The 11,932-nt window shown below is 70.4% G+C and carries 12 protein-coding genes and 1 pseudogene; 7 read left to right on the top strand and 6 right to left on the bottom strand.

Going from position 1 to position 11,932, the window contains the following annotated elements:
* Nucleotides 1-264: 264 nt before the first annotated feature.
* Nucleotides 265-1,059: a DUF2470 domain-containing protein gene (locus tag BST44_RS07185; RefSeq protein WP_083176112.1), complete on the bottom strand. Its 795-nt coding sequence runs from the start codon at nt 1,057-1,059 to the stop codon at nt 265-267.
* 90 nt (nt 1,060-1,149) lie between these two features.
* Between BST44_RS07185 and pheA the strand changes: the two genes are divergently transcribed.
* Both pheA and BST44_RS07175 read left to right on the top strand, forming a co-directional pair.
* Nucleotides 1,150-2,100 (top strand): prephenate dehydratase, encoded by a 951-nt coding sequence (gene pheA, locus BST44_RS07180; protein WP_083176110.1) that lies wholly within the window; start codon nt 1,150-1,152, stop codon nt 2,098-2,100.
* Nucleotides 2,097-2,783: a histidine phosphatase family protein gene (locus tag BST44_RS07175; RefSeq protein WP_083176108.1), complete on the top strand. Its 687-nt coding sequence runs from the start codon at nt 2,097-2,099 to the stop codon at nt 2,781-2,783. The genes pheA and BST44_RS07175 overlap by 4 nt, the downstream gene beginning before the upstream one ends.
* A gap of 7 nt (nt 2,784-2,790) precedes the next feature.
* Here BST44_RS07175 and BST44_RS07170 read toward each other — a convergent pair whose 3' ends face one another.
* The 3 genes and pseudogenes from BST44_RS07170 to BST44_RS07160 all read right to left on the bottom strand — a co-directional run bounded on the left by BST44_RS07170 (nt 2,791) and on the right by BST44_RS07160 (nt 4,779).
* On the bottom strand, nt 2,791-2,982 hold the full coding sequence (locus tag BST44_RS07170; protein WP_083176106.1) for a hypothetical protein: 192 nt from the start codon (nt 2,980-2,982) through the stop codon (nt 2,791-2,793).
* Nucleotides 2,979-3,407, bottom strand: a pseudogene (locus BST44_RS07165) (metallopeptidase family protein). Before BST44_RS07165 ends, BST44_RS07170 begins: the two are co-directional and overlap by 4 nt.
* Before the next feature lie 4 nt (nt 3,408-3,411).
* Entirely contained in the window at nt 3,412-4,779 is a 1,368-nt protein-coding gene (locus tag BST44_RS07160; RefSeq protein ID WP_083176102.1) for a septum formation family protein, read from the bottom strand.
* A 113-nt stretch (nt 4,780-4,892) separates the two neighbouring features.
* On the opposite strand from BST44_RS07160, the gene serS reads away from it, so the two are divergent.
* Nucleotides 4,893-6,152, top strand: coding sequence for a serine--tRNA ligase (gene serS / locus BST44_RS07155; protein ID WP_083176100.1), 1,260 nt, complete (start codon nt 4,893-4,895; stop codon nt 6,150-6,152).
* Here serS and BST44_RS07150 read toward each other — a convergent pair.
* Entirely contained in the window at nt 6,149-6,889 is a 741-nt protein-coding gene (locus BST44_RS07150; RefSeq protein ID WP_083176098.1) for an AraC family transcriptional regulator, read from the bottom strand. The genes serS and BST44_RS07150 overlap by 4 nt on opposite strands.
* 55 nt (nt 6,890-6,944) lie before the next feature.
* Between BST44_RS07150 and BST44_RS07145 the strand changes: the two genes are divergently transcribed.
* A complete protein-coding gene (locus BST44_RS07145; protein WP_083176096.1) occupies nt 6,945-7,517 on the top strand; it encodes a class I SAM-dependent methyltransferase in 573 nt (190 codons plus the stop codon).
* On the opposite strand, the gene BST44_RS07140 is transcribed toward BST44_RS07145, so the two are convergent.
* Entirely contained in the window at nt 7,514-7,999 is a 486-nt protein-coding gene (locus BST44_RS07140) for a DUF2834 domain-containing protein (protein WP_083176094.1), read from the bottom strand. The two genes, BST44_RS07145 and BST44_RS07140, sit on opposite strands and share 4 nt — an antisense overlap.
* A gap of 71 nt (nt 8,000-8,070) precedes the next feature.
* Between BST44_RS07140 and BST44_RS07135 the strand changes: the two genes are divergently transcribed.
* From BST44_RS07135 to BST44_RS07125, 3 genes are all read left to right on the top strand, one after another.
* Entirely contained in the window at nt 8,071-8,694 is a 624-nt protein-coding gene (locus tag BST44_RS07135) for a TetR/AcrR family transcriptional regulator (protein WP_083176092.1), read from the top strand.
* A gap of 49 nt (nt 8,695-8,743) precedes the next feature.
* Nucleotides 8,744-10,306: a phytoene desaturase family protein gene (locus tag BST44_RS07130; protein ID WP_083176090.1), complete on the top strand. Its 1,563-nt coding sequence runs from the start codon at nt 8,744-8,746 to the stop codon at nt 10,304-10,306.
* Between the two features lie 165 nt (nt 10,307-10,471).
* A complete protein-coding gene (locus BST44_RS07125) occupies nt 10,472-11,920 on the top strand; it encodes a condensation domain-containing protein (protein WP_083176088.1) in 1,449 nt (482 codons plus the stop codon).
* Nucleotides 11,921-11,932: the final 12 nt, after the last annotated feature.

Genomic DNA, 11,932 nt, shown 5'->3' with positions numbered 1-11,932 from the left:
CCGCACCGCGAAGCCGGCAGTCGCCGCCCCCGCCCCGGCCCACCGCCCCCGGAGCGCGCCGGCGCGGCTGGCGGCGCGACGAGGCGGTGGCGGCGTTGGCGTCGGCCGGCGCAGCGGCGTCGTCTGTTCCGCCGGTGCCGGGGGCGGAGCCGCGCGGCGAATGACCTGCGACGGCTCGGGGCGCGGTTCGGGCCGGTGCGGTGGTCGATCGCCGTTCACCCGGTTAACGTACGCGGCCGCGGCGGCCCGGCACGACGACTCCGGCTATGGGCGGGCGCGCAGCCCGTTCATGAACGGGCAACCCATCAGCACCCGAATGGCCTGGCGCAGGCCGGTCATGTCGTCCACCGGTTTGTGGAAGGGCAGCCGGACGTCGTGGTCCCGGTCCCCGCCCTCGACGCGGAACCGCACGCCGTAGCGGTCGAGCCCCAGCGGGCGTACCCGTCCCCGGCGCAACGGGGCCGGCAGGCGCGACACCAGCCGCGCCACCACGTCGCTGTGCGCGGTGTCCAAGTGCCACAACAGGTTCGATTCGATCTCGCAGAACGGGTCGGGGCGGGCCCTGAGGAGGTCTTCGACGCTGACGGGCTCGGCCCCGGTGGCGTCCGTGACGACGACGGAGGCGATCTCCAGCCGGAACAGCGTGTAGCGGAGTTCCTGCCCGTCCGACGGCGCGCATCGCGGGGTGTCTACCTGCAGCAGCGCGGGGTGCGGCCACTCGGCGGCGATCAGGTCGACCGCGCCGGCGACCTCGGCCGGGTGGAACTCCCGCAGCCGTCCGCGCACCCACACCAGCGAGCGGACCGGCTCCCGCAGCGGGAGCGGGGCATAGTCGGTCAACTCGAGCACCGCCTGCGCCCCGTCGGCGGGGCGGGGGTCATGGTCGGCGGGGAGGGCCAGCGCGAACGACCCGTCGGGCAGCAGGTGGTGCACGGGTGTGACGACCGGCTCCTGGCGCGGGTGCACGGTCTCCAGTGCCAGGAGCGCGCCGCCGGCGCGGACACACGCGCTCCGGATACGTTCGGCCGTCGTCGGGGCGGGGCAGGTCAGCGGTAACACGAGGCTCCTTAGATTAGGTAAGCCTAAGTTAACTCAGGCGACGAAACGTCGCAAGAGCCGCAAGGCGCCGTTCGCCGCTAGGGTTGGGGCGTGGTCCGCATCGCTTATCTCGGTCCGGAAGGGACGTTCACCGAGGCGGCGCTGCTGCAGATCACGGCCGCCGGTCTGATCCCCGGTCGCGGTCCCGGCGAGGTCCGGCGATTGCCCATCGACAGCACCGCCGCGGCGCTGGACGCCGTTCGCGATGGGGGCGCCGACTACGCGTGCGTCCCGATCGAGAACTCGATCGACGGGTCGGTGACGCCCACGCTCGACAGCCTGGCCATCGGTTCGCCCCTGCAAGTGTTCGCCGAAACCACCCTGGACGTCGCGTTCAGCATCGTCGTCAAACCCGGCCGGACGACCGCCGACGTGCGCACGCTGGCGGCGTTTTCGGTGGCGGCCGCGCAGGTGCGGCACTGGGTCGCCGTCCACCTGCCCGACGCCGAGCTGCGGGCCGCGTACTCCAACGCCGACGCGGCGCGCCAGGTCGCCGAGGGCCACGCCGACGCCGCGGTGACGTCGCCGCTGGCCGCCACCCACTGGGGGCTGGCCGCCCTGGCCGACGGCGTAGTCGACGAGCCCAACGCCTGCACGCGCTTCCTGCTCGTCGGCCCGCCGGGGCCGCCGCCGGCCCGCACCGGAGCCGACCGGACGGCGGTGGTGCTGCGCATCGACAATGCCCCCGGCGCGCTGCTGGGCGCGCTGACCGAATTCGGGATCCGCGGCATCGACCTGACCCGGATCGAATCCCGGCCGACCCGGACCGCGCTGGGCACCTACGTCTTCTTCGCCGACTGCGTGGGCCACATCGACGACGACGCCGTCGCCGAGGCACTCAAAGCCCTGCACCGGCGTTGTGCGGATGTGCGATACCTGGGATCTTGGCCGACGGGCTCGCCAGCGGGGGTGCTGCCGCCGCCGGCCGACGAGGCGGCCCGCTGGCTGGCGCGCCTGCGGGAGGGCAAACCGGAAACCGCGGCCGGGGAGGTCGAGCCATGACCGGACGGCTGGTGCTCCTGCGGCATGGCCAGTCGTACGGCAACGTCGAACGCAGGCTGGACACCCGCCCGCCCGGCGCCGAGCTGACGCCGCTGGGCCGCGACCAGGCCCGCGCCTTCGCCCGGCGCGCGGGGCGGCCGGCGCTGCTCGCCCACTCGGTGGCGATCCGCGCGTCGCAGACGGCCGGGGTGATCGGCGGCGAGCTCGAGCTGGGCGCGATCGAGATGCCCGGCATCCACGAGGTTCAGGTCGGGGGGCTGGAAAACCGCAGCGACGACGACGCGGTCGCCGAATTCAACGCGATCTACGAGCGCTGGCATCACGGCGACCTCGACGTCCCGCTGCCCGGCGGGGAAACCGGCAACGACGTGTTGGACCGCTACGTCCCCGTGCTCACCGAGCTGCGCCTGCGCTACCTCGACGACCACGACTGGAGCGGCGACATCGTCGTCGTCTCCCACGGCGCGGCCATCCGCCTGGCCGCGGCGGTGCTCGCCGGGGTGGAAGCCACCTTCGCGCTGGACAACCACCTCGACAACGCCGAATCGGTGGTGCTGGCGCCGATCACCGACGGGCGCTGGAGCTGCGTGCGGTGGGGGACCCTGACACCGCCGTTCTATCCCGAGGCCGGCGCCGAGCCCGTCGCGGACGCGGTGCACTCGAGCACCGACCCGATGGGCTGACGGGCGGTCAGACGGCCAGCGCGACGGACTCGCAGCATCCGCAGCCGACGGCGTCGCAGTCGACGACGAAGGCGTGCGGCAACAGCTCGGGGCTGAAGCAGTCCGGCTCCGTACATTCCGAGCGGCGCAGAGCGTGCAGGATGATGGTGCCGTGACAGTGATCTAGGCCTGCCCGGCAGTCGCGGCAGTCAGCACTCATAACCCGTTCATAGCACCGGCCGCGGACAAATCCGGGATGCCGCGCCCATGGACCCCGGCATGGCGGACGGGCCGTCAGGCCCAGCCGAGCTCCTCCAGGCGGGCGTCGTCGATGCCGAAGTGGTGGGCGATCTCGTGGACCACCGTGATCGCGACTTCCTCGACGACCTCGTCGTCGGATTCGCAGACGTCCAGCAGCGCCTCACGATAAATCGTGATGGCGTCGGGCAGGGATCCGGCGTAATCCGAGTCGCGCTCGGTCAGGGCGACCCCCTCGTACAGCCCGAGCAGTTCGCCGTCCTCGGGGTGGCGATCGGCGACCAGGACGACGACGTTGTCCATCGCCGCCGCCAGCTCGGGCGGGATCAGGTCGAGCGCGTCGGACACCAGCTCGTCGAACCGCTGCGGGTCCATCCGCGCGGGCATTCGGCTAGCCCCCGGGCGGCGGCGGCGCGGGCGGTGCCTCCGGCGGCGCCGGCGGCGGCGGCGCTCCCCCGTCCGGCGGGGGTGGCGCCTGCGGTGGTGCTCCGGCGTCCGCGGGGGGCGGCGCCTGCGGGGGCGGGGTGTCCGATGCGGGCGCCTGCGGCGGCGTCACCACCGGCTGCTGGCCGGGCAGGTGCTGGTTGTTCGGCGGGATCTCCGGGGGAGCGCTGGCCTGGCTCGGCGGGGCCTGGGCCGGCACCTGGAGCGGTATCGGTGGCATGGTGAGCCGCTCTTCGGGGATGTCGGGGGGCGGCACCGGCGGCTGCCCGTTGATGAGCAGTTGGCCCTTGGCGCTGTTGACCAGCGTGGCCCAGCCGCCGTTGCCCAGCGTGGCGCCGATGCTGCAGGCGACCTCGCGGCTGCCGGCCGTCCAGCTGGCCAGCGGAACGGTGGGATAGATCAGCGTCAGGGTCGTGGTGCGCAGCTTGACCGGCGCCAGGTAGGCGTCCGTCATCTTGGTGCACAAATCCTTGATGTAGCCGTCCTGGTCGGGCTCGGCGGGCAGCGCGCCGGGGAACTTCTCGGCCAGGTTGACCGTGCCGGTCACCTCCATCGCGTGCGGTGCCGCGCACTCGACGGGGGCGTCGATCGGCTGGTTGGTCGTCGGGTCGATGCCCAGGCAGGTGCCGGCGGGCCAGACCTTGGACTGGTCGATGTCGGCGACCTTGCCCTTGAAGGCCTGTTGCTGGTTGTTCATGCCGGGCAGTTGCAGGCCACAGAGCATGCGGCGCTCGCCGGATTGGCGCCAGGCCCGGTCGCCGGGCCACAGCAGGCTGACGGTGAACTTGCTGTTGGGATCGAATTTCGGGCCGAGGTAGTTGCGCACCGCGGATTCGCACTGTTCCTGGGTGATCTGCTGGATGCGGGCGGGCGACGGGGGAGCGGCGTTGGGCCCGTACTCGGAGCCCGGGAACGTCCGCATGTCGACGGACTCGGCGACTTCGAACTTGTGGTCCTCGGCGCAGTTGACGGTCTTCGCGGATTCGGGGGTGGTGTCGGGCCACATCAGGCAGTCACCGGCGGCGGCCTTGTTGAAGGCGGCGTCGCTCTTGCTTCCCGTGGTGGGAACGGGGTTGCCGTCCAGATAGCCGGACAGTCGCCCGGGCCCGGTGCCGCCGATCGGCAGCGCGGTGACCAGCCCGGCGATCAGCAGGCCGCCCAACGCGGTGAGCAATAGGGCCCGCCGGGTGGCCTGGGCCTGCAGACTCCGCGGCCACCGGAAGCCGGCGTGCGGCTGTTCCGGCTCGGCGGCGGGGGCGTCGGCCTCCGGGGCTTCCGGATGGTCCGTTTCGGGCGCTTGCGACATCGGCTCCATTCTGACAGCAGGACCTGGGCGGCGTGACAAAAGTTACGGATGTGAGTCCTGCGACTGGCCGTGGTGGGATGCTCTGCGCGCCGGGCCGAGCCGGTGAAAGTAGTGTCGGGGCCGTGATCGAGCTGAAGTTGCTACGGGAAGACCCGGACGCCGTGCGCCGCTCCCAGCTCAGCCGCGGCGAGGACCCGGCCCTGGTCGACGCCCTGCTGGCGGCCGATGCCGCGCGCCGGGCGGCGATCTCGTCGGCCGACGCCCTGCGCGCGGAACAGAAATCCGCCAGCAAGAGCGTCGGCGCCGCGTCCCCTGAGGAACGCCCGGCCAGGTTGGCGCGCGCTAAGGAATTGGCCGAGCAGGTCAAGGCCGCAGAGAGCGAGCAGACCGCCGCCGAGGCGGCGTTCACCGCCGCACACATGGCGATCTCCAACGTCGTCATCGACGGCGTCCCCGCCGGCGGGGAAAACGACTACCGCGTCCTGGACGTGGTGGGCGAACCCCCCCGGCTGGAGAACCCGAAGGACCACCTCGAGCTGGGGGAGTCGCTGGGGCTCATCGACATGCAGCGCGGCGCCAAGGTGTCCGGCTCGCGCTTCTACTTCCTGACCGGCCGGGGCGCGCTGCTGCAGCTGGGGCTGCTGCAGCTCGCGCTGCGGCTGGTCGTCGAGAACGGCTTCATCCCGATGATCCCGCCGGTGCTGGTGCGCCCGGAGGTGATGGCCGGCACCGGGTTCCTCGGCGCCCACGCCGACGAGATCTACCGCGTGGAGGCCGACGACCTCTACCTGGTCGGCACCTCCGAGGTGCCGCTGGCCGGCTACCACGCCGACGAGATCCTGGATCTGTCCGGCGGGCCGCTGCGGTACGCGGGCTGGTCGTCGTGCTTCCGCCGGGAGGCCGGCAGCTACGGCAAGGACACCCGCGGCATCATCCGGGTGCACCAGTTCGACAAGGTCGAGGGCTTCGTCTACTGCAAGCCCGCCGACGCCGAGGCCGAACACGAGCGCCTGCTGGGCTGGCAACGCGAGATGCTGGCCCGCATCGGGGTGCCGTACCGGGTCATCGACGTCGCCGCCGGCGATCTCGGGTCGTCGGCCGCCCGCAAGTTCGACTGCGAGGCATGGGTTCCCACGCAGGGCACCTACCGCGAGCTGACGTCGACGTCGAACTGCACCACCTTCCAGGCGCGCCGGCTGGCGACGCGCTACCGCGACGACGGCGGCAAGCCGCAGACCGCGGCCACCCTCAACGGGACGCTGGGCACCACCCGGTGGCTGGTCGCGATCCTGGAAAACCACCAACAGCCCGACGGCAGCGTGCGGGTGCCCGAGGCGCTGGTGCCGTTCGTCGGCACCGAGCTGCTCGAGCCCGGCGGCTAAAAGCGGCGGGCGCCCGGGGTGTGCCCGAAGGCCCGCCGGTAGGTGTCGATGAAGGCACTCGGCGTGGCCCAGCCGCATTCGGAGGCCACCGACGTGACGTCGCGGCGCTCGGCGAGCAGCACCAGCGCGCGTTGCAGCCGCAGCTGCGTGCGCCATTGCGGATACGTCATCGCCAGCTCGTCGCGAAACAGCCGGCTCAGCGTGCGCTGGCCGACACCGACCCGGTCGCCGAGCTGCCGCAACGTCAACGGCTCGCGCAGGTTACCGGCGATCAGCGCGCACGCCGCCCGCAGCCGGCCGTCGACGGGCGTCGGAACCCACAGCGGCTCGCCGGCGCCGGTCGCCTGCAGCTGATCGTGCAGCACCGCCAGCATCCGGTGGTGCTCGTCGGAGTCGGTGCCCGCGTTCTGCGAACACGCGATGATGAGTTCACGCATCAGCGGGCTGACCGCGAGCACGGCCGGTGCCGCGGGCGCGCGACGGTACCGGCCGGGATCCAGGGCGACACCGTGAAACTGCGTGTGCCCGTGGAACCGGTGTTCGTGCCAGCAGCCCGCCGGTATCCAGATCGCCCGGTTCGCCGGCGTGATCCAGGTTCCCGCCGCGGTGGTGACCGAGACCGCGCCCGAGGACGGGTAGACGATCTGGTCCAAGGCATGCCGGTGCCGCTCGATCTTGGCGCCCGGGGGAAGCGCCTGCGACGACGTCGCGCGCCGGTGCTGGCCGATTTCCGACATAATCCGGCAGATTATCGGAAGCCCGCACCGCGAGCGGCGGCATAGCGTCGGCGCTATGGCGATGAATCTGTTGCACCGGCGCCGGTGCAGCTCGGCGGGCTGGGCGAAGGCGGTGGCCGATCAGCTGCTGCCGTGGGCGTTGGACGGCGTCGAATTGGGCTCTCGCACTTTGGAAATCGGCCCGGGATACGGCGCGACGACGCGCGCCCTGCTGGACAGGGCGAATTCGCTCACCGCTGTCGAGGTCGATGCCGCGATGGCCGAGCGTTTGCAGCGACGCTACGGCGACCGGGCCCGCATCATCCACGGCGACGGCACCGTCACCGGGCTGCCCGCCGACCACTTCGGCTCGGTGGTGTGCTTCACGATGCTGCACCACGTTCCCAGCGCCGAATTGCAGGACCGGCTTTTCGCCGAGGCGTTCCGGGTGCTGCAGCCGGGCGGGAGCTTCGCCGGTAGCGACGGCGTCCCCTCCCTGACCTTCCGGCTGCTCCACGTCGCCGACACCTACAACCCCGTCGCGCCGAAGGATCTGCCGAGGCGGCTCCGGGGCGCCGGATTCACCGACGTCCGCGCCGACGTCAGCGGTGGCCGGCAGCGGTGGCGGGCAACCAAACCGGGGGCCTAGGCGTCCACCGTTTCGCGGGCCTGTTCGTGCCGGCGCTGGCGCTCCATGGTGGCGAAGTAGAAGGCGAACGCGAACGCGAAGCTGGTGAACAGGCTGGACACGAAGTACAGCCACGGGTGTCTGATTCCCCGACGGTAGCCGTCCACGATCGTAAACAGCGGCAGCAGAATCACATTCGCGATCGTGTAGTCCTGGCTGGCGGAACTGGCGGCCGGGTTGGTGAACATCAGCCTGATGTACTCGGCCCAGCTGCCGTGTTCGCCCCACAGCGGGTTGGTGGAGCCGTGCGAATACTGCTCCACGTAGGTGATGTTGAAGTACCAACCCAGGGCGACCGATGCGATGCCGACGAGGTAGTAAACGCACTCCAGCGGCGAGAACAGCGGACCACCGGGGGGCCGGGCGAAGACCCTCGAATTCGAGGCGACAATCCAGCCGATGACACTGAGCCCGAGAACGGCGTGCACAAGAAGCGAGACCATGCGCGCAGTCTGACCCGCGGGCCAAAGTTTTGTCAATAGTGACAAAAGGCAGCTTGGGGTAACTTACTTGCATGGTCAGGCCGGCGCAGACGGCGCGCAGCGAACGCACTCGTGAGGCGTTGCGCCAGGCCGCCATGGTGCGCTTCCTGGCCCAGGGGGTCGAGGACACGTCGGCCGAGCAGATCGCGGCCGACGCCGGAGTCTCGCTGCGCACCTTCTATCGGCATTTCAGCTCCAAGCACGATCTATTGTTTGCCGACTACACCGGACTGAACTGGTTTCGCGCGGCGTTGGGCGCGAGACCCGCTGACGAACCGGTCATCGATTCCGTTCAGTCGGCCATCTTCGCGTTCCCCTATGACGTTGAGGCCGTGGCGAAAATCGCGGCGATGCGAGGTGGTGAGCTCGACCAGGACCGCATTCATCGCCACATTCGCGACGTCCAGGCCGACCTCGCCGACGCCATCGAAGCGCAACTGGAGCTGCGTAGCTGCGCGGGGCGACGAAAGCCCGATGCGCGGCTACGCATTACCGTGACTGCCCGCTGCATCGCGGCCGCGGTGTTCGGCGCGATGGAAGCCTGGATGGTCGGCGAGGAGCGGTCCCTCGGTGAGCTGGCGCGGATGTCGCACGTCGCGCTGGAATCGCTGAGGGAGGGTATCTCCGGTACCTGGGTCACCACAGTTTCGTCATAATTGACAAAACTTTGGCCGCATGCCAGCCTGCTGTGCGGGAGGTCAGGACATGTCTGATTACGACGCGATAGTTATCGGTGCCGGGCACAACGGTCTGGCGGCGGCGGTGCTGCTGCAGAAGGCCGGATTGCGGACGGTGTGCCTGGATTCCAAGCTCTACGCCGGCGGGATGGCTTCGACGGTCGAACTTTTCGACGGGTACCGGTTCGAGATCGCCGGGTCGGTGCAATTCCCGACGTCGATGGTCGTGGTCGAGGAGCTGGGCCTGGACACGCTGCCCACGATCGACCTGGACGTGATGTCGGTGGCGGTCCGCGGCGTCGGCGACGACCCACTGATCCAGTACAGCGACCCGATGAAGCTGTTCACCCACCTCAACGAGGTGCACGGGGCGGACGCCGTCAACGGGATGGCGGGGCTGATGGCGTGGAGCCAGGCGCCCACCCGGGCGCTGGGCCGGTTCGAGGCGGGCACGGAGCCCAAGACTTTCGACGAGATGTACGCTTGCGCCACAAACGAATTCGAACGCTCGGCCATCGACGACATGCTGTTCGGTTCGGTCACCGACGTCTTGGACCGCTACCTCCCGGACCGCGAGAAGCACGGTGCGCTGCGCGGCTCGATGACCGTGCTGGCCGTCAACACCCTTTACCGAGGGCCCGCCACGCCGGGCAGCGCGGCGGCGCTCGCCTTCGGCCTGGGTGTCCCCGACGGGGACACCATGCAGATGAAGAAGCTGCGCGGCGGCATCGGCGCCCTCACCTCGCACCTGAGCGAGCTGCTGGAAAGTCACGGCGGCGAAGTCCGGCTGCGTTCCAAGGTCACCGAGATCCTGGTCTCCGACGGGCGGGTGCGCGGTGTGCGCACGGAGGCCGGCGACACGCTGGCCGCCCCGATCGTCGTCTCCGGCATCGCGCCGGACGTCACCCTCAACGACCTGATCGACCCCGCCTTGCTGCCCGGCGACATCCGTCAGCGATACGCCGGGACCGACCACCGCGGCAGCTACCTGCAGATGCATTTCGCGCTCGAGGAGGCACCGGAGTTCGCCCCGCCCTACGAGGCGCTCAACGACCCCGCGATGCAGGCGTCGATCGGCCTGTTCTGCACGCCCGAAGAGGTGCAACGGCAGTGGGAGGACGCTCGGCGCGGAATCGTCCCGGCCGACCCGACGGTCGTGTTGCAGATCCCCACGCAAAACGACCCGGACCTGGCGCCCCCGGGCAAGCACGCCGCCTCCGCGTTCGCCCTGTGGTTCCCGATCGAGGGCGGAGCCGATTACGGCGACGCGAAGGTCGAGATGGGCCAGCGGGTGATCGACAAGATCACCCGGCTGGCGCCGAACTTCGAGCGCAGCATCATCCGGCACACCACGTTCACGCCCAGGCACATGGGGGTGATGTTCGGCGCCCCCGGCGGCGACTACTGCCACGGCCTGTTGAGCTCCGATCAGATCGGTCCGAACCGGCCCGGCCCCAAGGGGTTTCGGGGTCAGCCGATTCCGATCGAGGGTCTCTACCTGGGCAGCGCCGGCTGCCACGGCGGGCCGGGCATCACCTTCATCCCCGGCTACAACGCGGCCCGGCAGGCGCTCGCCGAGCGCACGGCCTGACGATTCCGGCCGCCGGCCCGGCGGCACGCCGAAACCAGCGGCCCACTCCGGAGCGGGCTAGGCTACCCAGGAACCTCGGCACCATCGTGTGTGGCGGATCCCCCGGATAGAGCAGTCGGCTGCCTTTCCATGCGCCGCCGTCGGTGCCCAGGACGGGAGGTAGCAGTGCGAATCGGGCCCTTGGACGTCTCAACGGTCGACGAGTGGGCGCCGGCACCCGGCACGTTGTACTCCTGGCACCCCTCACCCGCCGCCCGCGCCAAGGCCCTCGCCGCACCGGCGAGCGCCGTGCCACCCAGTTATGTCCAGGCCCGGCACCTGCGGAGCCTGCGCGAACAGGCCGACCGTGGACTGGACCACTCCCGGCTGCTCATCGCCTCCGTCGAGGTGCCGGGTCGGTGCGATCTGCGCGCCATGACCTACGTCATCAACGCGCACCTGCGCCGCCACGACACCTACCGCAGTTGGTTCGAGTACTTCGACGCCGACCACATCGTGCGGCACACCCTGGCCGACGCGGCGGACGTGGAATTCGTCGCGACCGACCACGGCGAACTGGCCAGCCAACAGTTGCAAGACCACATCGTGGCCACGCCCGACTCGCTGCAGTGGGATTGCTTCAGCTTCGGGGTGATTCAGCGCCCGGACGGCTTCACCTTCTACGCCAGCATCGATCACCTGCACGCCGACGGGCAGTTCGTCGGAATGGGACTCATGGAGTTCCAGACCATGTACGCCGAGCTGATCGGCGGCAACCCGCCGCTGGAGCTGCCGGCGGCCGGCAGCTATGCCGATTACTGCCTCCGGCAGCGCGAGTACACCTCGGCCCTGACCGTCGACTCGCCGGAGGTGCGTGCGTGGATCGACTTCGCCGAACGCAACGACGGGACGTTCCCGGCGTTCCCCCTGCCACTGGGCGATCGGAGCGCACCCCATGCCGGCGACCTGATGGGCGTCACCCTGCTGGACGGGGAGCAAACGCATCGATTCGAAACCGCGTGCGTCGGGGCAGACGCCCGGTTCGTCGGCGGCATGTTCGCCTGCATTGCCCTGGCGGTCCACGAGTTGACCGGCGCGGAAACGTATTTCGGCGTCACCCCGAGGGACACCCGCAGCACGCAGGCGGACTTGACGACGCAGGGCTGGTTCACCGGCCAAATCCCGATCACCGTCCCCGTCGCCGGGCTGTCCTTCAACGACATCGCGCGAACCGCCCAAAATTCCTTCGATTCGGCGGCGGACCTGGCGCGGGTGCCCTTCGAGCGGGTGGTGGAACTGGCGCCGTCGCTGCGCAGGCCGCCGCCCTTGTTCGGGCTGGTGAATTTCTTTGACGCCCAAGCCAGTCCGCTGTCGATGATGACCAAATTGTTCGACGGCCTGACCGTTGGTGCGCACAGTGACGGCAGGGTCACCTATCCCTTGAGCACGATGGTGGGGCGCTTCGACGAGACGGCGGCGAGCGTGCTGTTCCCCGACCATCCGGTTGCCCGAAATTCCGTCGACCGCTACCTGGGTGCCCTAAAATCCGTCTGCGTCCGCATCGCCGACGGCGGGGCGGCGGAGCGCGCGCGTGCCGTCGCCGACCCCGACCGGCAGGCGGCGCATCAACGCTGAAAAGAATGCGGT

The sequence above is a fragment of the Mycobacterium scrofulaceum genome (genome assembly GCF_002086735.1).
Taxonomy (GTDB): Bacteria; Actinomycetota; Actinomycetes; order Mycobacteriales; family Mycobacteriaceae; genus Mycobacterium; species Mycobacterium scrofulaceum.
The sequence above is the reverse complement of the archived record's forward strand: the minus strand, read 5'-3'. Positions and strand labels throughout refer to the sequence as shown.